The 24,263-nt window shown below is 72.0% G+C and carries 19 protein-coding genes; 18 read left to right on the top strand and 1 reads right to left on the bottom strand.

Annotated elements, in window-relative coordinates:
• Position 1 precedes the first annotated feature (1 nt).
• The 3 genes from GA0115234_RS03910 to GA0115234_RS03920 all read left to right on the top strand — a co-directional run bounded on the left by GA0115234_RS03910 (position 2) and on the right by GA0115234_RS03920 (position 2,426).
• A complete protein-coding gene (locus tag GA0115234_RS03910) occupies positions 2 to 235 on the top strand; it encodes a tautomerase family protein (protein WP_093539423.1) in 234 nt (77 codons plus the stop codon).
• Entirely contained in the window at positions 235 to 1,683 is a 1,449-nt protein-coding gene (locus GA0115234_RS03915) for an aldehyde dehydrogenase (RefSeq protein ID WP_093539424.1), read from the top strand. Before GA0115234_RS03910 ends, GA0115234_RS03915 begins: the two co-directional genes overlap by 1 nt.
• A gap of 143 nt (positions 1,684 to 1,826) precedes the next feature.
• The gene (locus GA0115234_RS03920; protein ID WP_202553336.1) at positions 1,827 to 2,426 is read left to right on the top strand and encodes a winged helix-turn-helix domain-containing protein; all 600 of its coding nucleotides are present in this window, start codon (positions 1,827 to 1,829) and stop codon (positions 2,424 to 2,426) included.
• A gap of 7 nt (positions 2,427 to 2,433) precedes the next feature.
• On the opposite strand, the gene GA0115234_RS03925 is transcribed toward GA0115234_RS03920, so the two are convergent.
• Positions 2,434 to 6,297 (bottom strand): non-ribosomal peptide synthetase, encoded by a 3,864-nt coding sequence (locus GA0115234_RS03925; RefSeq protein WP_093539425.1) that lies wholly within the window; start codon positions 6,295 to 6,297, stop codon positions 2,434 to 2,436.
• A gap of 539 nt (positions 6,298 to 6,836) precedes the next feature.
• Between GA0115234_RS03925 and GA0115234_RS03930 the strand changes: the two genes are divergently transcribed.
• The 15 genes from GA0115234_RS03930 to GA0115234_RS04000 all read left to right on the top strand — a co-directional run bounded on the left by GA0115234_RS03930 (position 6,837) and on the right by GA0115234_RS04000 (position 24,214).
• Positions 6,837 to 7,490, top strand: a complete 654-nt coding sequence (locus GA0115234_RS03930) for an O-methyltransferase (RefSeq protein ID WP_161275565.1) — start codon at positions 6,837 to 6,839, stop codon at positions 7,488 to 7,490.
• 7 nt (positions 7,491 to 7,497) lie between these two features.
• Positions 7,498 to 8,814, top strand: coding sequence for an aminotransferase-like domain-containing protein (locus GA0115234_RS03935; protein WP_093539427.1), 1,317 nt, complete (start codon positions 7,498 to 7,500; stop codon positions 8,812 to 8,814).
• Between the two features lie 6 nt (positions 8,815 to 8,820).
• Positions 8,821 to 10,365, top strand: a complete 1,545-nt coding sequence (locus tag GA0115234_RS03940) for a 4-hydroxyphenylacetate 3-hydroxylase N-terminal domain-containing protein (protein ID WP_093539428.1) — start codon at positions 8,821 to 8,823, stop codon at positions 10,363 to 10,365.
• A gap of 149 nt (positions 10,366 to 10,514) precedes the next feature.
• Positions 10,515 to 11,450: an ArsR/SmtB family transcription factor gene (locus tag GA0115234_RS03945; RefSeq protein WP_093539429.1), complete on the top strand. Its 936-nt coding sequence runs from the start codon at positions 10,515 to 10,517 to the stop codon at positions 11,448 to 11,450.
• Positions 11,451 to 11,578: 128 nt separating this feature from the next.
• Positions 11,579 to 12,889, top strand: a complete 1,311-nt coding sequence (locus GA0115234_RS03950) for an MFS transporter (protein ID WP_093539430.1) — start codon at positions 11,579 to 11,581, stop codon at positions 12,887 to 12,889.
• A gap of 532 nt (positions 12,890 to 13,421) precedes the next feature.
• Positions 13,422 to 15,449: a beta-ketoacyl synthase N-terminal-like domain-containing protein gene (locus GA0115234_RS03955; protein WP_093539431.1), complete on the top strand. Its 2,028-nt coding sequence runs from the start codon at positions 13,422 to 13,424 to the stop codon at positions 15,447 to 15,449.
• Complete coding sequence (locus GA0115234_RS03960) at positions 15,446 to 16,201, top strand: thioesterase II family protein (RefSeq protein WP_161275566.1); 756 nt, start codon at positions 15,446 to 15,448, stop codon at positions 16,199 to 16,201. Before GA0115234_RS03955 ends, GA0115234_RS03960 begins: the two co-directional genes overlap by 4 nt.
• Positions 16,189 to 17,058 (top strand): 3-hydroxyacyl-CoA dehydrogenase family protein, encoded by an 870-nt coding sequence (locus tag GA0115234_RS03965; RefSeq protein ID WP_218107174.1) that lies wholly within the window; start codon positions 16,189 to 16,191, stop codon positions 17,056 to 17,058. Before GA0115234_RS03960 ends, GA0115234_RS03965 begins: the two co-directional genes overlap by 13 nt.
• On the top strand, positions 17,051 to 17,320 hold the full coding sequence (locus GA0115234_RS03970; protein ID WP_093539433.1) for a phosphopantetheine-binding protein: 270 nt from the start codon (positions 17,051 to 17,053) through the stop codon (positions 17,318 to 17,320). The genes GA0115234_RS03965 and GA0115234_RS03970 overlap by 8 nt, the downstream gene beginning before the upstream one ends.
• Positions 17,317 to 18,501: an acyl-CoA dehydrogenase family protein gene (locus GA0115234_RS03975; protein WP_093539434.1), complete on the top strand. Its 1,185-nt coding sequence runs from the start codon at positions 17,317 to 17,319 to the stop codon at positions 18,499 to 18,501. The genes GA0115234_RS03970 and GA0115234_RS03975 overlap by 4 nt, the downstream gene beginning before the upstream one ends.
• Positions 18,498 to 19,700 carry a hypothetical protein gene (locus GA0115234_RS03980; protein ID WP_093539435.1) on the top strand — a complete coding sequence of 401 codons (1,203 nt, stop codon included), beginning with the start codon at positions 18,498 to 18,500 and terminating at the stop codon, positions 19,698 to 19,700. Before GA0115234_RS03975 ends, GA0115234_RS03980 begins: the two co-directional genes overlap by 4 nt.
• On the top strand, positions 19,697 to 21,079 hold the full coding sequence (locus tag GA0115234_RS03985) for an acyltransferase domain-containing protein (protein ID WP_093539436.1): 1,383 nt from the start codon (positions 19,697 to 19,699) through the stop codon (positions 21,077 to 21,079). The genes GA0115234_RS03980 and GA0115234_RS03985 overlap by 4 nt, the downstream gene beginning before the upstream one ends.
• Positions 21,076 to 22,485 (top strand): condensation domain-containing protein, encoded by a 1,410-nt coding sequence (locus GA0115234_RS03990; protein ID WP_093539437.1) that lies wholly within the window; start codon positions 21,076 to 21,078, stop codon positions 22,483 to 22,485. The genes GA0115234_RS03985 and GA0115234_RS03990 overlap by 4 nt, the downstream gene beginning before the upstream one ends.
• Entirely contained in the window at positions 22,482 to 22,721 is a 240-nt protein-coding gene (locus tag GA0115234_RS42185; RefSeq protein WP_093539438.1) for an acyl carrier protein, read from the top strand. The genes GA0115234_RS03990 and GA0115234_RS42185 overlap by 4 nt, the downstream gene beginning before the upstream one ends.
• The gene (locus GA0115234_RS04000) at positions 22,718 to 24,214 is read left to right on the top strand and encodes an AMP-binding protein (protein ID WP_093539439.1); all 1,497 of its coding nucleotides are present in this window, start codon (positions 22,718 to 22,720) and stop codon (positions 24,212 to 24,214) included. Before GA0115234_RS42185 ends, GA0115234_RS04000 begins: the two co-directional genes overlap by 4 nt.
• Positions 24,215 to 24,263: the final 49 nt, after the last annotated feature.

Here is a 24,263-nt window from a genome sequence, read left to right on the forward strand (position 1 = left end):
CATGCCACTCGTCGAGATCACCCTCGTGGAGGGCCGTCCGCCGCAGCTGTTGCGCGGTCTCATCCATGAGGTGCACGCCGCCGTCGAGCGGTCGTTGGGAGTACCGGCCGGTGCCGTCCGGGTCGTGGTCCGGGAGGTTCCGGCGACCCTGTGGGCCGCCGGTGACGTGACGATCGCGGAACGCGAGGCCGCGCGGAACGCCGCGCCCGCCGACGGACCCGGGGAGGCGTCCTGATGGAGTTCTTCGGCCATGTCGTCGACGGGCGGGAGTCGACGGAGGACGAGTGCGGGGCCTTCGCCGACTCGGTGGATCCGTGGACGCGCCGTCCGTGGGCGCGCTTCCCGCTCGGCGGGGAGGCGGATGCCGGGCGGGCGGTGGCCGCGGCCCGCAGGGCGTTCGACACCGGGCCGTGGCCCCGGATGGGTTTCGCCGAGCGCGGCGCGGCGCTGCACCGCCTCGCCGGCCTGATCGAGGCGCACGGGCAGGAACTCGGCCTGGCCGACACCCACGACATGGGCAAGCCGCTCACCCAGAGCCGGGATGCCGATGTGCCCAGGGCGGCGGCCAACTTCCGGTTCTTCGCCGACCACGCCCGACTGGCCACCGCCGAGGTGTTGCCGATGGACTCGGGCCACCACTGTTACGGCCGGTTCGAGGCGGCCGGTGTGGTGGCGGCGGTCGCCCCGTGGAATTTCCCGCTGATGCTGGCGAGTTGGAAGGTGGCCCCGGCGCTGGCCTGGGGGAACACCGTGGTGCTGAAACCGGCGGAGGGGTCACCGGCCTCGGCGACGCTGCTGGCCCGGCTGGCCCTGGAGGCCGGTCTGCCGGCCGGGGTGCTCAACGTCCTGCAAGGGCTCGGACCGGACGCCGGCGCCGCGCTGACCCGCGACCCGCGGGTGGACCGGATCACCTTCACCGGCTCGTCGCGGACCGGGCGCTCGGTGGCCGCCGCGGCGGCCTCCCATCTCGCGCCGGTCAGCCTGGAGTTGGGCGGGAAGGGCGCCAACCTCGTCTTCGCGGACGCCGATCTGGACCTGGCCGTCGACTGGGCGGTGAAGGCGGCCTTCTCCAACGCGGGCCAGATCTGCCTGGCCGGCAGCCGGGTCCTGGTGCAGCGCCCGGTGTACGAGGAGTTCACCGCGCGCTTCGTCCGGGCCGCCGAGGCGATGTCCGTCGGGGACCCGCTCGCCCCGGAGACGCAGATCGGTCCGCTCGCCTCCGAACAGCACTTCCGCAAGGTCTCCGGTCATCTGGCGGAGGCCGGGCCCGGCAGGGCGGCGACGCTGGCCACCGGTGGGCTGGGCGAGGGGTGGTCGGTCCGGCCGACGGTCCTGACCGAGGTGTCGGCCGACTCCCCGCTCTGGCGGGAGGAGATCTTCGGCCCGGTGGTGGCGGTGGCGCCCTTCGACGACGAGAAGCAGGCCGTCGTGGCGGCGAACGACACCCCGTACGGCCTCAACGCGATGCTGTTCACCGCCGATCTGGACCGCGCCCACCGGGTCTCGGCGGCCCTGCGCGCCGGGACGGTCTGGGTGAACTGTTTCTTCGTCCGCGATCTGCGCGCGCCGTTCGGCGGCGCCGGGGACTCCGGGATCGGCCGGGAGGGCGGGGCGTTCAGCCGCGAGTTCTTCACCGAGCCGAAGGCCGTGGTGATGCGGATCGGCGCGGAGCCACGGGACTGACCGGGAATCCCGGCCGGACGGAGCACCCCGCCGAACCGGCCGACGGACGCGGTGCGTGAGCCAGGGGCCGGCCTGCCCGCCAGGCCGGCCCACCGCCGTCCCTGCCTTTACGAAGGCATTTGCGTACGGGTAGCGTCCCGCCCATGGAGGACAGACCGACCGAGGCCATGATGCGACTCGACGCCCACTCCCTGCGCGGCCTCGCCCACCCCTTGCGGGTCCGCGTCCTCGAGGTGCTGCGCTCCGACGGTCCCGCCACCGCGACCATGCTGGCCAACCGGCTCGGCGAGGACAGCGGGAACATGAGCTGGCATCTGCGCCAGCTGGCCACGCACGGCTTCATCGCCGAGGACAAGGAACGCGGCACCAAGCGGGAACGCTGGTGGTTCGCGCTGCACAAGTACATCGGGGTGGAGCAGTCGGACTTCCTCTCCGAGCAGGAGCTGAGGGGGCTGCTCTCCACCCTCAAGAAGGCCGTCATCACCGAGCAGTTCCGCCGCGCCGAGGAGTTCACCGACCAGGACTGGCCGACGCGGTGGCAGGAGGCCGCAGCCGTGGGGTACTGGCGGTTCCGGCTGAGCTCCGCCGAACTCGGCGATCTGCGCACCGAGTTGGCCGCCCTCTTCGAACGCTGGGAGGCCCGGCGCGCCGAGGCCCCCGAGGGGTCGGACGGCGAGGACGTACAGGACGTGGAGGACGTCGTGCTCCAGTTCCAGGGATTCCCCTACCGCCCGGTCCCCTGATCCGGCCTCAGCCGCCCGTGGGCCGGTGCAGCGTCCGGTCGACCAGCGGGCCGAGCAGCCGTGCGGCGTCGGCGGAGACGATGCCCGCGTGATCGGTCGCCAGGGTGTGTGCCTCGACCGGCCCGGTCAGCAGCGGCGCCCAGGCGGCCGCGAGGCCCATCGGCTCGTGGCCCGGCGGGACGGCCTCCACGATCAGCGTCGGCGCCCCGACCCGCCCGGCACCGGCCTGTCCCCCGAGGCGCAGCGCGGCCCGGGTGGCCGCGGCCACCCGCTCGCGCCCCTGCCCGTCCAGTACCGAGGCGGGCTGACCGGCCAGCGCCAACTCCAGCAGTTCGTCCTCCTGTTCGGGAGCCTCGCGCGCAGGCCGGGCCACCGGTGCTTCCGGCAGCGCGTCGAGCAGGACCAGTCCGCTCACCCGCTCACCGGCGGCCTCCAGCCGGGCCGCCACGGCATGGGCGAGCGTCCCGCCGAGCGACCAGCCCAGGAGTGCGAGGGGGCCGGGGGGCCGGGCCTGCCGGATGCGCTCCGTGTAGACCTCGGCCAGTTCCTCGACCGTGCCGGGGGCCGGTGCGCCCAGCAGGACGGGCGACTGCAGGCCGTGCACCCTGGTCCCGGGGGCGAGGCGGTGCGCCAGCGGTGCGTAGCACCAGCTCAGGCCGCCCACCGGGTGGACACAGAACAGGTCGGTCCCGCCGGGCGGGGCCTCCCTCAGAAGCAGCAGCGGGTCCAGGTCGCGGCCGGCGTGCGCCGTGTCCCGGCCCGCGGCGGCCAGCCCTGCGGGGCTGGGGTGGGCGAACAGGTGACGGATGCCCAGGGCCGGGAACATGTCGCGGGCCCGGCCCACCACCCGGGCGGCGAGCAGTGAGTGGCCGCCCAGCAGGAAGAAGTCGTCGTCCGGGCCCACCTCGGGCAGCCCGAGGGCGTCCGCGAAGACTTCGCAGAGGAAGCGCTCGCCCGGCCCGTCGGCGGCCCGTCCGCCGACGGGGCGGGGCGCGTCGGCGATGTCCGGGGCGGGCAGCGCCTTCCGGTCGACCTTGCCGTTGGCGCTCAGCGGCAGCCGGTCCAGCACGGTGAACGCGGACGGCACCATGTATCCCGGCAGTCTCATCCGCGCGGCGTCGCGCAGCGCGGACACGTCCAGCGGCCCGGCGGCGCCCACATAGGCGACGAGCCGCTGGTCGCCCGGGTGGTCCTCGCGGACCAGTACGGCCGCCTCGGCCACCCCGGGCACCGCCGACAGAACGGCCTCGATCTCGCCCGCCTCGATGCGCAGTCCGCGCAGCTTCACCTGGGTGTCGGCGCGGCCGGCGAACTGGAGCTGACCGTCCGGCCGGATCCGTACGAGATCACCGGAGCGGTACATCCGGCGTCCGGGGTCGAAGGGGCACGCGACGAAGCGCTCTGCGGTCAGCCCCGGGCGGCGCAGGTACCCCCGTGCCAGACCGGCCCCCGTGATGTACAGCTCCCCCACGGTTCCGGCCGGTACGTGCCGGAGCGTCTCGTCCAGCACGTGCACGCCCACGTGGTCGAGGGCCCGGCCGATGGGCGGGCGTTCGGCGGAGGCGGTCAGCGGTGCGGTCAGCGTCGTGGTGACCGTGGCCTCGGTGGGCCCGTAGCAGTTGAGGAGCTCGGCCCGGTCCGCCCAGCGGGCGACGAAGTCGGGAGGGCACTCCTCGCCGCCGACCAGCATGCGGCGCAGCTCGGGGAGGGGGCCGTCCGGCATGCTCCGGAAGACCGCGGCCGGTGCCGAGGCATCGGTGATCCGCTCCGCGCGCAGCAGTTCGTGGAGGGCGTCGCCGAGCAGTGGGCCTTCGGGGGGCAGGACCAGGGCGGCTCCGGAGAGCAGGGCCATGCACAGTTCGGAGACGAACACGTCGAAGCCGGGCGGGACCAGCTGGAGCACCCGTCGCCCCGGCCCCGCGGCCAGCCGCCCGGCGAGGTTCCGCACGCCCGCGTGGGTGACCACCACGCCCTTGGGCGTGCCGGTGGAGCCGGAGGTGTAGATGACGTAGGCGGGGTGGGCGGGTGTCAGTGGCCGGAGCCGGTCGGCGTCGGTGAGGGCGGCGGACCGGGGGTCGTCGGCGGCCCCGTCCGGGTCCGGTGCCGGGTCGTCCACCCGTAGCACGGTGGGCGCGAGGGTGGTGATCCCGTCGGGCGGGTCGCCGGCGGTGAGCACCAGCCGTACTCCGGCGTCGTCGATCATGTGGCGGATGCGTGCGCGCGGGTGTGTGAGGTCGAGCGGCAGGTAGGCGGCTCCGGCCTTCTGCACCGCGAGGACGGCGATCACCAGCGCCGGAGAGCGGGGCAGCGCCAGCGCCACGGTGTCCTCCGGGCCCGCGCCGGCCGCGACGATCCGGCGGGCGAGCCGGTTCGCCCGCCGGTCGAGCTCCGCGTACTCCAGGGACACCGCACCGTGCACCAGGGCGGTCGCCGTGGGCGCGTGGCGGACCCGGGCCTCGAAGAGTTCGGGCAGGGTGCGGGGTTCGTAGCCGTCGGTGGAGGCCCGGCGGGCCTCGTCCGCCAGCCGGGCCCGTTCGGTGCCGGTGAGGACCCCGACCCGGCTGACGCGCAGCTCGGGCGTCGTGGCCAGCGCGGTGAGCACGTGGACGAGGCGTTCCCCGAGGGCCGCGCCGGTCCCCGGGGTGAACAGGTCGGTGGAGAACTCGACTTCGCCGCTCATTCCGGCGGGGCCGCGCTCGTCGGTGTGTTCCAGGAGGCTGAAGGAGAGGTCGCACTTGGCGGTGGTGACGGGAGGCGCTTCCGGGGTGGCTCCGAGCGCGGCGAAGGCGTTCTCCTCGCCGGGGTCGGGCTCGACGGACAGGGCGACCTGGAAGAGCGGGCCGTGGCCGAGTGAACGGCGCGGGTTGAGTACGCCGACGAGCCGGTCGAAGGGGATGTCCCGGTGATCGAGCGCGGCGAGGCTGCCGTCCCGCGCCCGGACGACCATCTCCTCCAGTGTCGGGTCGCCCGAGGTGTCGGTGCGCAGGACGAGCGTGTTGACGAAGAAGCCGATCAGGCCGTCCAGCGCCTCGTCGTCCCGGCCGGAGACCGCCATGCCGATCGGGATGTCCGTCCCGGAGCCGAGCCGTGTCAGCAGCACCGCCAGGGCCGCCTGGGCGAGCATGGACATCGACGCGCGGTGGCGGCGGGCCAGCGCGACCAGCCCGGTGTGCACGCTCCGGTCCACCGTGAACGGGGCCGAGCCGCCGTGCGGGGTGCGCCGGGCGGGGCGCGGGTGGTCGGCCGGCAGGGGCAGTGGCTCCGGGATCCCGTCCAGTACCCGTCGCCAGTGGGCGAGTTGGCTGCTCATCAGGCTGCCGGGGTCGGCCTCGCTGCCCAGCACCTTGCGCTGCCACGCCGCGTAGTCGGCGTACTGGACGGGCAGGGGCTCCCACGCGGGCGGGTGTCCGGCGGTCCGGGCCCGGTAGGCCGTGTCCAGATCACGAGCCAGTGGGCCCATCGACCAGGCATCGGTGGCGATGTGATGCAGGATCAGTACGAGGGTGTCGCTGCCCCCTTGTTCCCGGAGCAGCGTGGCCCGCAGCGGGGGTTCCCGGGTGAGGTCGAATCCCCGGGCCAGCAGCGTCTCCAGGGCCGCCTCCCGGCCACCGGCCGGTACCTCCCGGACGGTCATGCCCAGGGCTGCCGATCCAGGGTCCAGGACCCGGGTGCGCGGCTCGCCCCCCTCGTCGGGACAGACGGTGCGCAGTACCTCGTGGCGGCCGGTCAGATCGGTCAGGGCCGCGGCCAGGGCGGCGGCGTCCGGCCGGCGGGAGAAGCGCAGCACAAGCGGAACGTTGTATGCCGGGCCGACGTCCTCCAGCCGGTTCAGAAACCACAGCCGGAGTTGCGCGAACGACAGCGGAACCATGGTTCGGGGCCTCCACACGATCGGGCGGGATCCTCGCCGGCCAGGTGCGCGTACATTCTGGTCCGGCACGCCATGACCATCGCCGAGATTGTCCCAGGCATTGGGTATGCGCAATATTTTTGACAGTTTTCAAAGCGTTGGCGGAACGCATTTAGAGGAATGCACTCCGCAGTCGCCCCAGGCGAGCGGGAGGGTACGTGGGCGCCCCTTATCCAGCTACGGCGCTTCACCCGATCCGGCCCGGTCAACATGGGTCAAACACCCGCGAATGGCATCTGGACGCGCACCGACGAGGGCCGCCGTACGCCTGCCGACCGCTCGGCGGACGATGCTTGACGAAGGAGTCTTCGGGGTACTACGCTCCCGGCAAATAATTTCAAACAATCGGTCGCACAGAAAACTGCTAATCGGCCGGATAAAAAGCATCAATTGCACGAAGCGCTTCTCTTGTTCGCGCCCGATTCCGCACCTCCTTCATCCCGACTGCCGCATTCCGCATTCCGCTCCGGCCGGCCTGTATCGAACGAGGGGAATTCACTGTGCCTGCTCCCATCCCGCTCACCGCTCCGGGTGTCGAGGAGTACATCCTCGAACACACGACACCGGACACCGAGGAACTCCTGGAACTCGCCGAGGAAACGATCCACCGCTCCGACCGGCCCCACATGATGGTCGGCCCGGTGGAGGCCCGCTTCCTCCAGTTCCTGCTCTTCGCCCACCAGCCGAAGCGCGTGCTGGAGATCGGCACCTTCACCGGCTACTCGGCGCTCTCCATGGCCAAGGTGCTGCCCGGTGATGCCCGGATCACCACCTGCGAGCTCGACGAGGAATACGCGGCCATCGCACGCAAGCACATCGCCGCCGGCCCGTACCACGACCGCATCGACGTCCGGACCGGACCCGCCCTGGACACCCTCGAACGTCTCGACGGGCCATACGACTTCATCCTGCTCGACGCCGACCAGCCGCATTTCCCGGACTACCTGGACCCGCTCGTCGCACTGCTCTCCGAGCGCGGAATCCTCGCCGCGGACAACACCCTCTGGAGCGGCTCCGTACTGGACCCCACGGACGACCGCCCCGGCGCGGCGGGGATGCGCCGCTTCAACGACCTGGTGAGCGCACGGACGGACCTGGAATCCGTCCTGCTCTCCGTACGCGACGGTCTGCGTCTCATCCGCCGAAAGTCGTGAGCCGGACATGTATCTCTCCCACGACGAGCTGAGCCCCGCGCTCGGCCACCCCGTCATGCGGTCGGCGGTCTTCCTCAACGAGATCGCCGCGCGCCACCCCAAGGCGCTCAGCCTCGCGGCGGGCAGGCCCTTCGACGACTTCTTCGACCCCGCCGACATCACCGGCCACCTCGCCGCGTTCGAGCAGTACCTGACCGCGGAGGGCCTGGACCGGAGCGAGATCACCCGTCGGCTCTTCCAGTACGGACGCACCGCGGGCCACATCCACGAACTGATCGCCCGGCTGCTCCTCAACGACGAGTCCATGGAAGTCGATCCGGCCGCCGTCGTGGTGACCGTCGGCGCGCAGGAGGGCATGTTCATCACGCTGCGCGCCCTGTGCCACCGGCCCGAGGACGTCCTGCTCGTCACGGCGCCGTGCTACATCGGCATGCTCGGCGTCGCCGAACTCCTGGGCGTCACCGTCGTGCCGGTCCCCGAGGGCGAGCACGGCCTCGACCCGGCCGAGGTCGCGCGGGTGGCCGCCGAGGTCCGGGCGGACGGCCGTACGCCCCGTGCGCTGTACGTCGTCCCCACCGCGTCCAACCCGTCCGGTCTGACCATGCCCGAACACCAGCGGCGCCGGCTGCTCGATGTCGCCGAAGCCGCCGATTTCCTGGTGATCGAGGACGACCCCTACGGATTCCTGGCCGACGGCCCGGACCGGGTGCCGACCCTGAAGACGCTGGACACCCGCCGACGGGTGATCCACATCGGCACGTTCGCCAAGACCTGCTTCCCCGGTGCGCGCGTCGGATACGTCGTCGCCGACCAGGAGGTACGCCATCCGGACGGCCGGCGCAGTCTGCTCGCCGACGAACTGGCCCTGATCCGCAGCATGATCACGGTCAACACCTCCGCGGTCTCGCAGGCCGTGATCGGCGGGATGCTGGTGCGGTGCGACTGCCGGCTCAGACAGGCCAACGCCGAACGGATCGCGCACTACCGGGACAACCTCGCCCTTCTCCTGTCGTGCCTCGACCACGGTCTGCCCGAGGCCCGGCGCCGCGCCCTGGGCATCTCCTGGAACACCCCGGACACCGGCTTCTTCGTCGTCGTCCGCGTCCCGTTCGCCGCGGACGAGGCGCTGCTGGCACGCTCCGCCGAGGAGTACGGCGTGCTCTGGACGCCGATGTCGTACTTCCACCCCGGCCAGGGCGGCACCAACGAGCTGCGGGTGTGCTGCAGTTCGCTCGCGCCGGCCGATCTGGAGGAAGCGACGCGACGGCTCCTGCTCCTCCTCACGGACACCGCTTCAGCTTCCAGTGCCGCAACGAAGGGATGACCCACCGTGCCCACCCACGACAGCGACGCCACCCTGCCCTTCACGGGGTCCGAGTACCTGAACAGCCTGCGCGACGGCCGGTCCGTATGGATCTACGGCGAGCAGGTCAAGGACGTCACCGAGCACCCGGCCTTCCGTAACAGCGCCCGTTCCATCGCCGGGCTCTACGACGCCCTCTGGGACTCCCCGGAGCGGGATCAGCTGATCACCGGGACGGACACCGGCAACGGCGGCTTCACCCACCGGTTCTTCCGCGCCCCGCGGGACCGGGAGGACCTGGCCGCCTCCCGCGACGCCATCGCGGCCTGGCAGCGCCGCTGCTACGGCTGGCTGGGACGCTCCCCCGACTACAAGGCATCCTTCATGGCCACGCTCGGGGCCAACGCCGAGTTCTACGAGCCCTTCGCGGACAACGCCCGCAGCTGGTACCGCCGCGCCCAGGAACGGGTGCTGCACATCAACCACGCCCTGGTGCACCCGCCCATCGACCGGCAGCGGCCGATCGAGGACTCCTCGGACGTCTTCGTCCACGTCGAACGGGAGACGGACGCCGGCATCGTGGTCAGCGGCGCCAAGATGGTGGCCACGGGCTCCGCCCTGACGCACTACAACTTCATCGCCCACCACGGAGTGCCGGTGAAGGACCGGCGGTTCGGCGTGGTCTTCATGACCCCGATGGACGCCCCGGGCGTGAAGCTGTTCTGCCGTACCTCCTACGAGATGGCCACGGCGCGGGTCGGATCACCGTTCGACTACCCGCTCAGCAGCCGCTTCGACGAGAACGACGCCATCATCGTCTTCGACCAGGCCTTCATCCCGTGGGAGAACGTCCTGGTCTACGGCGACACCGAGAAGGCGAACACCTTCTTCCACGAATCGGGTTTCCTCCCCCGCTTCGCCCTGCACGGGGTGACCCGTCTGGCCGTGAAGCTCGACTTCATCTGCGGACTGATGCTGAAGGCCGCCGAGATCAGCGGGATCGACGAGTTTCGCAGCGTCCAGGCGAACGTCGGTGAACTCATGGTCTGGCGCCACCTGCTCTGGGCCCTCTCCGACGGCATGGTCCAGTCCGCACGGCCCTGGCGGCACGAGTACGTCCAGCCCTGCGAGGAGTACGCGCTCACCTACCGCGTCATCGCCCCGATGGTCTACGGGAAGATGAAGGAGCTGGTCCAGCACACCGCGGGCGGCAGCCTCATCTACCTCAACTCCGGTGCTGCCGACTGGCGGAGCGAGGACGTCCGCCCCTATCTCGAACGCTATCTGCGTGGCTCGAACGGCCAGAGCGCCGAGCAGCGGGTGAAGATCATGAAGCTGCTCTGGGACGCGGTCGGCACGGAGTTCGGCGGCCGGCACGAGCTGTACGAACGCAGCTACGCCGGCAACGCCGAGGGAAACCGCGTCCAAACCCTCGCGAAAGCACGGACGTCCGGCGTCGCGGCGTCGATGCTGGACCTCGTGGACAACTGTCTCGCAGAGTACGACCTGGACGGCTGGGTCACACCGAACCTGGTGGATCCCGGGGAGTTCTCGCTCTTCAACGCGCGCTGAGACCCGGGCGGTGCCGGACCGGCAGGTCCGTCCGCCCGATCGGGGTCTCGGCTCGACGGCCCACCGCAACAAGTTCATACAACGGGGGAGTCAGATTGGAATCGCATTCAGACGTGGACCTTGGAAAACTCGGGGCCCTACACATCCGCGTGCTCAAGAATCCCGGCGCGACCGTCCTGTCTCTCGTGGCCGATGCCCTGGGCGGACGCTTCCAGGGCGTTCCCGCACCGACCCGCGCCTTGATCCAGGCCGCAGCGCCCTCGAACTGCACCGCCCTGCTGCGACCGCTCTTCAACCATCCGTACGCGCTGGTCCCGGACTGCCTCGCGCCGCCCGTGGCCGCCTCCGACAATTCGGCCGACGCCTATGTGGAGCAGCTGTCCGACATCAGGCCCGACGACCTCCTGACCGAGCTGGAAGCGGAGTTCCCGCAGCACGTCCCGTCGGCCTGGCAGCCGGTGGTCAGCCAGCCCCGGGCCTGGGCCCGGTCCTACGCGCACGTGATGCGGAGCGTCTGGGAAGCGATCCGTCCCACCTGGCACCGCCACGACACGCTCTTCGAGCGCGAGTACGAGCGCATCGGCGCTTCCACGGTCAACGGCACACTCGATCTGGCGCTCGCCCAGCTCGGCCCGCGCTTCCAGCTCGCCGGGAACTCGCTGCGGATTCCCGACCGGCGGCCGGGCTCGTACCGGCTGGACGAGAGCCGCCCGCTCACGCTCATCCCGGTCGCCTCGGGCATCGGGGCCTCCATGTTCTCGCACCAGGGCGACACCGTGGAGTGGATCGCCTATCCGCTGTCCAGCCTGTCACCGGCCGGGGAGCGCGAGGACCGCACCCGCGACAAGGACCGCGATCCGCTCGCGCTGGTGCTCGGCGAACCCCGGGCGGCTGTCCTCCGGGCGCTGCGACGTCCTCTCACCATGGGCGAGTTGTCGAGCCTGCTCCAGTGCTCGCCCGGCACCACGACCCACCACTGCAGCCGGCTGGAGGCGGCCGGGCTGCTCAACCGGAACAGACAGGGGCAGCATGTGCGCATCGCGCTGACCGACCGGGGCAACGAGCTGGTCGGCTTACTCGTCTGAGCACCGCCTCGCGCGGGCCGGATCCCGCCAACTCCCGTCAGCTTACGAAGAGTTCTTCGGAAGAGGCCTTTCCGAAGGACTCTTCGGAAGTTAGTCTGACCGGACCTTCCCCTGCCTATGAGGTGACCATGAGCAGCGATCAGGACACCGCACCCCCCGCACCCCGCCCGGGTGGGAACCTGCTGCGCCATCACGACTTCCGGTTGTTGTGGGTCGGCGAGACCGCCAGCAAGGTGGGCACCGCGATCACCACCGTCGCGCTGCCGATGGTCGCGGTGAACGTCCTGCACGCCGGAACGTTCGCCGTCGCCGCCCTCTCCGCCGCGGTCTGGCTGCCCTGGCTGGTGCTCGGCCTGCCGGCCGGGGCCTGGGTGGACCGGCTGCCGCACCGGCGCCTGATGATCGCCTGCGACCTGGTGTCCGCCGCACTGCTGCTGAGCGTCCCCGCGGCCTACGCACTCGACGTCCTGACCATCCAGTACCTGCTCGGAGCCGCGATGGGGATCGGCGCGGTCAGCGTCTTCTTCACCACCGCCTGCCAGGTCCTCCTCCCGGCCGTGGTGCCGCGCGACGACGTCCCGGAGGGCAATGCGAAGCTCCAAGGCAGCGAATCCACCGCACAGTTGGTCGGACCGAGCCTCGGCGGCCTGCTGGCGCAGTGGTTCGGAGCGGTGTTCGGACTGCTCCTCGACGGGGCGAGCTTCCTGGTCTCCGCGGTCTGCCTGGCACGGATGCGGCCCACCGGGAAGCCCGGGGACGAACCCGGGAAGGCGCCCGGCCCACCGCAACCGCGCAGCAGCAGCCTCGCCCAGGAGATCGCCACCGGCCTGCGCTTCCTGTTCACCAACCCGTATCTCCGACCGCTCACCCTCTACACCGCGGTCGCCAACCTCGCGGCGGGCGGATTCGAGGCGATCATCGTCCTCTTCCTGCTGCGCGATGTCGGCGCCACCCCTGGTGCGGTCGGCATCATGATCGGCGTCACCAGCGCCGGCGGCCTGCTCGGCGCACTCGTCACCACCCGCTTCGCCCGGCGCTTCGGCACCGCACGCGGCACCCTGATCTCCGAGTTCGTGGCCATGCCCTTCGCTCTTCTCATCCCCCTGACCACCCACGGATACGGCCTCGCCCTCTTCCTGGTCGGCGGGCTCGTCATCAATGCCGGAACGGTGGTCTCCTCCATTCTCACCATGGGTTTCCGGCAGACCTACTGCCCGCCCGAACTCCTCGGCCGGGTCACCTCCGCGTCACGCTTCCTGGCCTTCGGCACGCTGCCCGTCGGGGCGTTTCTGGCCGGTATCGTCGCCAGTTCCATGTCGACCCGCTCGGCCATCTGGATTTCCTGCATCACGCTCGCCCTGTCCGGGCTGATCCTGTTGGCCAGCCCCTTGCGGAAATGCCGGGACTTCCCCACGGAAACCGCCCGTTACGTCGCCTGACGGCGCACCGGCAGCCCACTCTCGATAGTTATCAAAATGTCCGGCCGCTATTGATGGCGCACCCTCGCGGAACTATGGTCGAAGCACCGAATCGCCGATGGAATCCGACCACGGCGAAAGGTGTATCAGGAGAGGGGAATTCCGATGCAGTCCTCCGCTGAGGAAATGGTCGCTTTCGAGGAGCTCGACCTGGACGAGTACGCCGTCACCCAGGCCTGTCAGATCCCCCCGACCGCCCGCTGACGTACCCGCCCCTTCCACTCCAGGGACTCCGGCAGCGCACGGCGGGGTCCCTGGAGTTCGGCATGGGCGCCGCAGGGAATCGACGGAATGGAACGCCACCGATCCCGGAAGAGGAATCGGAACACACCATTCCCTGATCGCGCGATTCATCGGCACCCTTCGCCGGTGATCCGTGGCGAAAGGATTCGTCCTCGGTGTGGAAAAACCGCTCTCTTCTCTTTCCCTCGCTGGTCCGGGCGGCGCGGCCGCCCGTTGATCACGCATCGAAACGGGGGCTTTCGTGACAGCGATGGACAGACGTGTCGCCGTAGTCGGTCTGGCTTGCCGGTTTCCCGGCGCGGAGAATCCCGACGAATTCTGGCGGAATCTGCTCGACGGAAAGGACTCGATCACTCGGGTCACCGGCCCCGACGGCGTCGCCGCGCGCGGGCTGATGGACTCCCCCGAGTGGTTCGACGCGGGCTATTTCGGCATCTCGCCACGCGAGGCCAGGCTGATCAATCCTCAGCACCGGGTGTTCCTGGAGTGCGCCGTGGCCGCGTTCGAGGACGCCGGTTTCGAACCGACGCGTCGGACCGGTGCCGTCGGCGTGTACGCGGGCAGTGGTGAGAACACGTACGCCCAGCTGCTCAAGGCGAACCGGGCATCGCTGCCATCGGTGTCCGACTGGGAGATACGGGTCGCGAACGGGCCCGACTTCCTGTGCGGCCGGGTCGCCCACCGGCTGGGACTGCGCGGCCCGACGGTGACGGTGCAGGCCGCCTGCGCCACCTCGCTGGTCGCCGTGCACCTCGCGGTCCAGGGGCTGTTGACCGGCGACTGCGACCTGGCCCTGGCCGGGGGTGTCAGCGTGCGGGTCCCGGCCGGGGTGGGCGGGCCCGACGAGGTGGGGATCCAGGCGCCGGACGGGGTGCTGCGGGCCTTCGACGCCGGCGCCCGTGGTCTGGTCGGCGGGGACGGCGTCGGCGTCGTGGTGCTGAAACGATGCGCGGACGCGGTGGCCGACGGCGACCGGATCGACGCCGTGATCCTCGGCTCCGCCGTCAACAACGACGGCGCCGACCGCATGGGGTTCACCGCCCCGGGCATCGCGGGGCAGGCCGCGGTCGTCGAACGGGCGCAGCGGGTGGCGGGCATCGCGCCGGAGTCGTGCACCTACGTGGAGACCCACGGCACCGGCACCCGGCTCGGCGACCCGGTCGAGATCGCCGCGCTCACCAAGGCGTTCCGCCGGGACGACCGCGACAACCGCGACGACGGCCACGGCGCCGGGCGCCGGGGCTTCTGCGGGATCGGCTCGGTGAAGACCAACATCGGGCACACGGACGCGGCGGCGAGCGTGGCCGGTCTGATCAAGACCGTCCTGGCGCTGAAGCACGGCATCATCCCGCCGAGCCTGCACTTCACGGAACCCAATCCGGAGATCGACTTCGAGGCGAGCCCGTTCCGGGTGGTCGCCCGGGTGGAGGACTGGCAGCCGGACGGGATTCCGCGGCGTGCCGGAGTGAGCTCCTTCAGCATCGGCGGGACCAACGCCCATGTCGTGCTCGAAGAGCCGCCGTCGGAGCAGGAGCCGGGCGACGCGCCGAGCGCGGGCGGCCCGTACGCGCTGCCGCTGTCGGCGAAGACCCCGGCGGCCCTGGAGGCCGTCACCGCGCGGCTCGCCGAGCACCTGCGCCGGGCGCCGGGAACGCCGCTCGCCGATGTGGCCTGGACGCTCCAGACCGGTCGGTGGGAGCACCCGTACCGGCGGTTCGCGCTCGTGCGGGACACCGCGGACGCCGTGCGCGTGCTGACCGGCGAGGAGCCGGACCGACTGGTCACCGCGGTCGGCGCGGTCCGGGCTCCGGCACAGGACTCAGGGGCGCCGCAGGACGGTCCCGAGGCCGCGGGCAGGCTCTGGCTGAGCGGCGCCGCCGTCGACTGGGGAGCGCTGCACCGGGGCCGGCGGCCGCGCCGGGTCGCCCTGCCCACCTACCCCTTCGAACGCCGGCTGTTCACCGTGGAGCCGTCCGTCAGCAGCGCCCCGGCGCCCGTGCCCGCCGCGCCCGCCGAGCCGCCGCCACCGCCGACAGGGCTTGCCACGTACGACCTGGTCGCGAAGCTCTTCGCCGAGATCCTCGATCTGCCCGAGGTCGAGCCGGACGAGAGCTTCTTCGACCTCGGCGGCGATTCCCTCACCGCGACCCGGCTGGTCGCCTGGGTCCGCGAGCGCTATCCGGTGGAGCTCTCCCCCAAGGAGCTGTTCGCGGCGCCCACCGCCGAGGAGTTCGCCGCGCTGATCGACGTGCGGCTCGCCCAGGGCCGTACGCCGTGACGGGGTGGACCGTCCGCCGGCGCCGCCGCCCGGACGCCGCCGCCTCCCTCTACTGTTTCCCGCACGCCGGCGGGCTGCCGGGCGAGTACCTGCGCTGGTCCGACGACCTGCCCGGGATCCAGGTCTGGGGCGTGCACCTGCCCGGCCGGACCACCCGCCGGGCGGAGCCCCCGTACACCCGGATGGACGAGCTGGTGGACGCCCTGGTGTCGGCGGTCGACTTCGGCCGGGACCGGCCGTTCGCGTTCTTCGGGCACAGCCTCGGCGCCCTGGTGGCCTTCGAGGTGGCGAAGGAACTGCGCGGCAGGGGCCGGGAGGTGCCGGGGCGGCTGCTGGTGTCCTCGTGCCCGGCCCCGCCCCTGCCGCCCGCCGTGCGGCGGGTGCACGAGCTGTCGGACGACGAGCTGCTCGACGCGATCGAGCGGGGCACCGGCGAGCCCCTGGCCCATCTGCGGGAGGACGTCGGGCTCCGGGAGCACGCGCTCGCGAGCTTCCGGGCCGACTACACCCTGCTCGACCAGTACCGCCCCCGGCGGGCCGAGCCGCTGGACTGTCCGGTCACCGTCCTCGCCGGCAGCGAGGAGCCGTGGTCGTCCTGGCGGGACGGCTGGGCCGCGCACACGCGCGCGGGGACCGAGCTGCGGGTGGTGCCCGGGGGCCACTTCCACTTCCGCGAGAGAAAGGCCGAAGTCCTGTGTGTGCTGCGGGATTCCGTACCGACGACGAGGGGAGAGTGCGGGTGGACCGCATAGGGGTGGTGGGCGCGGGCACGATGGGGCGCGGGGTGGCGCAGCTGTTCGCGGAGCACGGGCACGAGGTCGTGCTGGTGGACGTGGCGGAACGCGCCTTGTCGTCCGCGCGGGACGAGATCGCCAGGAACGTACGGTTCGCTCCGCTGGTCCGCCCGGGGACGCCCGCGCGGGACCCGGGGGAGGTGACCGGCCGGATCGAGTTCACCGTGGACCCGGAGCGGCTGCGCCGGGTGGACTTCCTGGTCGAGAACGTCACCGAGGACTGGGAGATCAAGCGGCCGCTGTACGGCGAGCTGGATGCCGTCTGCCGCCCCGGGGTCCCCTTCGGCGTGAACACGTCCGCGATCCCGATCACCCGGGTCGCCGCGCTCACCGGCCGGGCCGGGCACGTCATCGGGATGCACTTCATGAACCCGGCGCACCTCAAGCCCACCGTCGAGCTGATCCGCGGCCACCACACCTCGGACGGGACCATCGCCCGCACCCGCGCGCTGCTCGACGGCGTCGGCAAGGGACATGTCCTGGTGGAGGACTCCTCGGGCTTCGTGACCAACCGCGTCGCGATGCTCACCATCAACGAGGCGGTCTTCCTGCTCCACGAGGGGGTCTCCACCGCGGCGGACGTGGACCGCCTGTTCAAGGAGTGCTTCGGGCACGCGATGGGGCCGCTGGAGACCGCGGACCTCATCGGCCTGGACACCGTCCTGCTGTCCCTGAAGGTGCTGTCCGACCACTTCGGCGATCCCAAGTACCGGCCCTGTCCGCTCCTCACCCGCCTGGTCGACGCCGGTCTGCACGGGCGCAAGACGGGACAGGGCTTCCATTCCTACGAGTCGGGAGAACGACGCAATGGCTGACGCGCCGACTGACGAAGACAAGGTTCTGATCCGGGATTTCCTCGACGGGCATGTGCACGGCGTGGTGGTGGAGGACGACGAGGACCTGTTCGCCTCGGGTCTGGTGAACTCGCTGTTCGCCGTGCAGCTGGTGATGTGGGTCGAGCGGACCTATGGACTGCGGGCCTCGGGCGAGGACCTCGACTTCGCCAACTTCCGGTCGATCGACGCCATCGCGGGGTTCGTGGCACGCAAGAAGGCCCTCGTCGGAGGCGACGCGTGATCGTCGAGCCCTCCCCCGAGCAGCTCGCGCTGCGCCGGGAGATCATCGCGTTCGCCCGGACGGAGCTCGGCCGTGACGCGGCCGGGGCCGACCGCGAGGCCCGCTTCCCCCGGGAGGACTGGCGACGCTGCGCCGACTTCGGTGTGCTGGGGTGGCCGGTGCCCGAGGAGTACGGCGGACGCGGCTTCGATCCGCTGACCACCGTCATGGCCCTGGAGGCACTGGGCTACGCCTGCCCGGACAACGGCCTGGTGTTCGCGGTCGACAACCACCTCTGGGGTTGTGTGATCTATCTGCTGCTGCACGGCACCGAGGAGCAGAAGCGGCGCTTCCTGCCCGGTCTGTGCGACGGCACACTGGTCGGCGCCCACGCCCTGTCGGAGCCGGAGGCGGGCTCCGACGTCCTCGGCATGACCACCACCGCGGAGCGCGACGGCGACGGCTACCGGCTGACCGGCACCAAGTGCTTCATCAGCAACGGTCCGGTGGCGGACGTCTTCGTCACCCTCGCCCGGACCGGTACGGCCACGGACCCGGGTCGGCAGGACCGGCTGTCGGCGTTCCTGGTCACCGCCGATCTGCCCGGCGTGATCAAGAAGCGCGAGCTGCCGAAGATGGGGCTGCGGACCACCCCGATGGGCGTAGTCGAGTTCGACGGCACCCCGGTGCCCGCGGCGAATCTGCTCGGCCGGGAGGGGACCGGCTACCCGGTCTTCTCCTCGACCATCGAGTGGGAGCGGTCCTTCATGTTCGCCTCGAAGGTGGGCGCCATGGAACGGCTCCTGGAGACCTGTGTCCGGCATGCCAACACCCGTCGCCAGTTCGGCCGGACGCTCGGTTCCCACCAGGCGGTGTCGCACCCGATCGCCGACATGAAGATCCGCCTCGATCTGGCGAAGCTGCTGCTCTACCGCGTGGGCTGGCTGAAGCGGGAGGGGCGGATCGCCCTCCAGGAGGCCACCATGGCCAAGATCTTCATCAGCGAGGGCCTGGTCGACACGGCGAGGGCCGCCGTGGAACTGCACGGAGCCCGGGGCTATCTGGAGGAGTACGGCATCGAACGCGAGCTGCGCGACGCCCTCGGAGGCCCGATCTACGCCGGGGCGAACGCGGTACAGCGCGGCATCCTCGCCGAACTCATCGGCGTGCGCGGGGCGTTGTCGGGGGGCGAGCCGCGATGACCACGAGGACCACCACGGTCAGGCTCCCGCTGGAACCGGCGCTGCCCGTCGAGCTCGCCCAGGAGCTCTCCCAGCGGGTCTACTTCGTCTCGGACACGATCACCGGCTTCTCGCTCGTCCGCTCGGCGGACGGGATCACGGCGGTGGACGTCGACGTCGACACGGAGACGGCGGTCGATCCGGCCGGACTCGCGCGCCGGATCAATCTGATGACGGCGAACGACCTGATCGGCCAGCGGATCACGGAGCCCAAGGTGGTCTGGCGCGCCGCCGGCTCCGGGCCGGTGACGGACGCGTTCGACGAGCTGGTGGCCCGGGGTGGCGCCGTGGAGGCGGGCGAGGGCCTGATCGGCGTCGGTGAGCCCGTGCTGTCGCTGATGGACCACCTGGACTCGCTCCTGCGCGCCCTGGTCGTCGAGGAGTTCGGCGCCCGGGAGTACCGCTACCCGACGCTGGTCTCCGCCGATGTGCTGCGGCGCACCGGCTACTTCGAGTCCTTCCCGCAGATGGTGATGTCGGTGTCCCGGCTGCACGGCGACATCGACAGCTACCGCGGCTTCCTCGACGCCCTCGCGGACGGCGGTGACCTCCAGGAGGCGCTGAGCGCGCACAGCGGCGGCTTCGATCACTGTCTGCCGCCCACCATGTGCTTCCACACGTACCACCAGTTCGCGGACGGCCCGCTGCCGGCGCCGTCGATGGTGGTGACCGCGCGGGGGAAGTCGTTCCGCAACGAGTCCCGCTACCGGCGCTCCCTGGAGCGGCTGTGGGACTTCACCATCCGCGAGATCGTCTTCCTGGGGACGCCGGAGTTCGTGCTCGACGCACGCGGGCGCCTGATGGAGCGGGCGTACGAGCTGGTGGACGCGCTCGGTCTGGGCGGGCGGTGCGAGGTGGCCGGTGATCCGTTCTTCCTCAACGACACGACCGCGGCGCGCGCCTGGTCGCAGCGGCTGCTGGAGCTGAAGTACGAGCTCCGGCTTCCGCTGGACGGGGAGCGCGATGTGTCCGTCGGCTCGTTCAACTACCACGAGCAGTTCTTCGGCAGGTCCTTCGGGATCGGCGGCGCGAAGGGCGAGCCCGTCTTCACGGGGTGCGCCGGGTTCGGGCTGGAGCGTTTCGCCTACGCGTTCCTGTGCCGCCACGGCCTGGACCCCGCGCACTGGCCGGATGCCGTACGGACGGCGGTGGCGCCGTGACCGTACGCGTACCCGGCCCCGTGTCCGTACCCCCTCGTCTTCTGACGCTCTCCGCGCCGACCCCGGACCTGCTCGAACGGGCCACGGACGACCTCGCGGACCGGCTCGACGCGATGGGCGGGGCGGGCTTCGCACGGCTGCCCGCCGTACCCGATCCGCCGGTGACGCCGGGCGCGGTACGGCGTGCCGTGCTCGCCGACTCGGCGGAACGCGCGGCACGTTGGCTGCGCAGAAGGGATGTCCGGCGGGTCTTCACCGGTGGCCCCGAGGACGGGGCCTCCCGGGTCTTCCTCTTCTCCGGGGTGGGCGACCAGTACCCGGGGCTCGGCGCGGGTCTGTACCGGTGCCTGCCGGTGTTCCGCGAGGAACTGGACCGCTGCTTCCGGATGCTCGCCGACGAGCACGGCCTGGACCTGCGCCCCGTCCTCTTCCCGCCGGAGGTCCCCGAGGGCTCCTGCGGCACTCCGGGCCCCGGCCCGGCGGAGGTCTTCGACCGGCGCCCGGAGCCGCAGGGGATCCACCGCACGGTCGTGGCACAGCCCCTGCTGTTCGCGCTCCAGTACGCGCTGGCCCGCGCCCTGACGGGGCTGGGCGCCGGGCCGTCCGCCCTGGCGGGCTACAGCGTCGGCGAGTACACGGCCGCCTGTGTCGCCGGGGTGTTCCCGCTGGGGCACGCCCTGCGTCTGGTGACCGAGCGGGCAGGGCTCGTCGGCGAACTGCCGCCGGGCGCGATGCTCGCGGTCGCGGCCGGACCGGAGGCGCTGGACGTACCGCTGGGCCCGGCTCCGGGCCGGGCGCTGTCGCTCGCCGCGCTCAACGGTCCGCAGCAGACCGTGCTGTCCGGGTCCGTCGAGGCGGTCGAGGAGGCCGCCGCGCTGCTGACCGAGGCGGGTGTGCCCTGCCGGCGGCTCGCCACCGCGCACGCCTACCACTCGGCCATGACCCGGGCGCTGACCGGTCCGCTGGAAGAGCTGCTCGCCACCGTGCCGCTCGCCGCACCGGCCGTCCCCCTCCTGTCGAACGTGACCGGCACCTGGCTGCGGGACGAGGAGGCGACGAGCCCGGCCCACTGGGCGCGGCAGCTGTCCCGGACCATCCGGTTCTCGGACGAGCTGGCGGAGATCTGGCGCCTGCCCGATCCGCTGCTCATCGAGTTCGGCCCCGGCCAGGCACTCGCCCGGCTCGCCCTGGGGCACCCGGACCGTCCGGCGGACGCGGTGGCATCGGTCGTCCAGACCCTGCCGGGCCGTCTGGAGACCCGTACGGAACGGGAGGTGCTGCTCGCCGCGGCCGGGCGGCTGTGGGCGGCGGGCGCGGCGGTCGACTGGGCCGCCCTGGCCGGGGAGCCGGCCGACGCACTCACCGAGGAGCTCGGATGAACGATGTCACCGCCATCCGTCCGGTACCCCGCGACGGTTCCGTACCGCTGCCGCTGTCCAGCGCACAGGAGCGGCTCTGGTTCATGCAGCGGCTGCACCCCGGCATGCTCGCCTACCAGTTCCAGGCGGTGCTCGACCTCACCGGGACGCTCGACCCCGGGGTGCTCGCCGCCGCCCTGACCGAGGTGGTCCGGCGGCACGAGGTCTACCGCACGACCTTCGCCGACGGCCCGGACGGCCCGGTCCAGGTGGTGCACCCGCCGTTCGCGGTGGACCTGCCGGTCGAGGACCTGCGCGGGACGGGGCGGGACGCCGCGGAGGTGGTACGCGAGGCGGTGCGGGCCGAGATCCCGGTCGACCGGCTGCCGCTGGTGTGCTGGCGGCTGCTGCGGACCGCCGACGACCGCTGGACCCTGCTCCACCGGGAACACCATCTCGTCCACGACGGCTGGGCGTTCAACCTCTTCGTCGACGAACTCTGCGCCCTGTACCGGGCATACGCCGCGGGCGAGCCGTCGCCGCTTCCCGAACCGGCCGTCCAGTTCGCCGACTTCGCGGTCTGGCAGCGGTCCTGGCTGGACGGTCCGGCCGCCGAGGCGCAGCTCGCGTACTGGCGCGAACAGCTCGACGGCGTGCCGTACTGCCTCGATCTGGCCACCGACCGGCCGCGCACCCCGGTGCGCCGGTTCGCCGGTGACGCGCCGCGCTTCACGGTCCCGGCCGAACTGGCCACCGCCGTACGCGCGTTGGCCGCGCGCGAGCGGGTGCCCCTGTTCACGGTGATGCTCGCCGCGTTCGAGGTGCTGCTCACCGGCTGGTCGGGCCAGGACGACTTCTGCGTCGCCACGGGCATGGCGGCCCGCACCCGGCCCGAGGCCGACGGTCTGTTCGGCATGCTGGTCAACACCGTGGCGCTCCGGGCCGATCTGCGCGGCGACCCGTCGTTCCGGGAGCTGCTCGGGCGGGTGCGGACGACGACCTTCGGCGCTCTGGAGAACCAGGAGCTGCCCTTCGACCGGGTGGTCGCGGCGCTGCGCCCGCCCCGGGTACGGGGGCGCCAGCCGCTGTGCGAGGTGCTGTTCGCCTTCCACGACTCGCCGTCGCGCACGGCCAGGATCCCCGGGCTCGACGTCCGGGTGACGCCCGGCGTCACCAATGGCAGCGCCAAGTTCGATCTCAATGTCATCGCGATCCCCCGGGCCGAGCAGACGATCGGGCAGGGGGACCGGGCGGAGACCCGGGCGATCGAGTTCATCTGGGAGTACGACCAGGACCTCTTCGACGCGGCGACCGTGGCCCGCGCCGCCGGACGGTACGAGGAGTTGCTCACCGCGGTGACCGCGGATCCGGAAACCAGGATCTCAGCACTGACCGGCGACGGCCGGCAGGGGGAGGACATGACGTGAGCGACGAGGACGAGCTGATCGGCCCGATCCGGGACCTGTGGGCCGAGACCCTGGGCGCCGACGCCGAGGAGATCCCGCTCGACGTGGGCTTCTTCGACGCCGGTGGCAACTCGCTGCTGCTGCTGTTGCTGTGGGAGCAGCTCAACGAACTGACGCCCGGCGAGCTGCGCGCCACCGACCTCTTCGAGCACCCGACCGTACGGGGGCAGGCGGCGTTCCTGCGGAGCGGCGCATGACCCGCGGACTGTGGGAGGTGTTCGCGGCCTCCGCGGAGCGGTACCCGGACAACGCCGCCGTCGAGTTCCCGGACGGGCCGGGCGGCGGCACGGTCGGCTACCGCGAGCTGCGACGGGGCGCGGAGGCGGTCGCGGAGCGGATCGCCGCCGCGCACGGCCCGGTGGCGCGGGTCGGGCTCCTCGCCGCCCGCGGCCGGGTCGCGTACACCGGCTATCTCGCGGCGCTGCGGCTCGGCGCCGCGGTCGTGCCGCTGGGCCCCGACTACCCCGCGGCGCGGAACCGGGGCATCTGCGAGGCGGCCGGGGTCGACGTGGTGGTGGCCGACGCCGCCGTCGGGCGCGGCGGGACCGGGTGGGCCGCAGGCCGTCCCGTACTGCGGTTCACGGACGACGAGATCCGGGTGGCCGAGCCGGACGGGCGGCTCGCGCCGCACGAGGCCGATCCGGAACGGCTCGCCTATCTGCTGTTCACCTCGGGCACGACCGGCAGGCCCAAGGGCATCCCGATCCGCCACCGCCAGGTGCTGCCGTTCCTCGCGCACAACATCGCGCGTTACGGGGTCGGCCCGGACTGCCGGATGTCGCACACCTTCGAGCTGACCTTCGATCTGTCGGTGTACGACCTCTTCGTCACCTGGGGCGGCGGGGCGACGCTGGTGGTGCCGTCCCGCACCGAGCTGTTCGCCCCGGTCGACTATCTGACCGGCCGGGGGCTCACCCACTGGTTCTCGGTGCCCTCGGCCGTCTCGGTGGGCGCGGGCTTCGGGCGGCTCACCACCGGGCGGCCCTCGGCGCTGCGCCACAGCGTCTTCTGCGGCGAGCAGCTCACCCTGGACCAGGCGCGGGCATGGCACGCCGTGGCACCGGAATCGACGCTCGACAATCTCTACGGCCCCACCGAACTGACCATCGCCTGCAGCGAGTTCAGGCTGCCCGAGGTCACCGCACGGTGGCCGGTGACGTCCAACGGGACCGTTCCGATCGGCCGGGTGTACGAGGGTCTGGAGTACCGGATCGCCGGGGAGACGGGTGAGCTCCTGGTACGCGGGGCCCAGCGGTTCGACGGCTATCTGGCCCCGGGCGACGACGAGGGCCGGTTCACGGACGACGGGTACTTCCGCACCGGTGACCGGGTCCGGGCCGAGGGCGGGCAGCTGGTCCACCTGGGCCGGCTCGACGACCAGGTGAAGATCCGCGGGTACCGGGTCGAGCCGGGCGAGGTGGAGGCCGCGCTGCGCCGTCTGGACGCGGTGGCCGAGGCCGTGGTGCTCGGCGTCGCACGGGACGGCGTCACCGACCTGGTGGCCTGCTACACGGGGCGGGCGACCGGCCGGCTCGAACTGATCCGCGCGCTGCGCGGGACGCTGCCGATCCATCTGGTGCCCCGCCGCTTCGAACACCTCGACTCCCTGCCCCGCAACGCCAACGGCAAGGTGGACCGGGGCGCGCTCCGCAGAATCGTCAGTGAGGTCAACGATGACGCACTCGCCTGAGCCCGGAACCCGGCCCCTTCAGCCCGCCGCCGGGCCCTTTCCGTCCCGC

Origin of the sequence: Streptomyces sp. DvalAA-43, assembly GCF_900091725.1 — a bacterium.
GTDB classification, from domain to species: Bacteria; Actinomycetota; Actinomycetes; order Streptomycetales; family Streptomycetaceae; genus Streptomyces; species Streptomyces pulveraceus.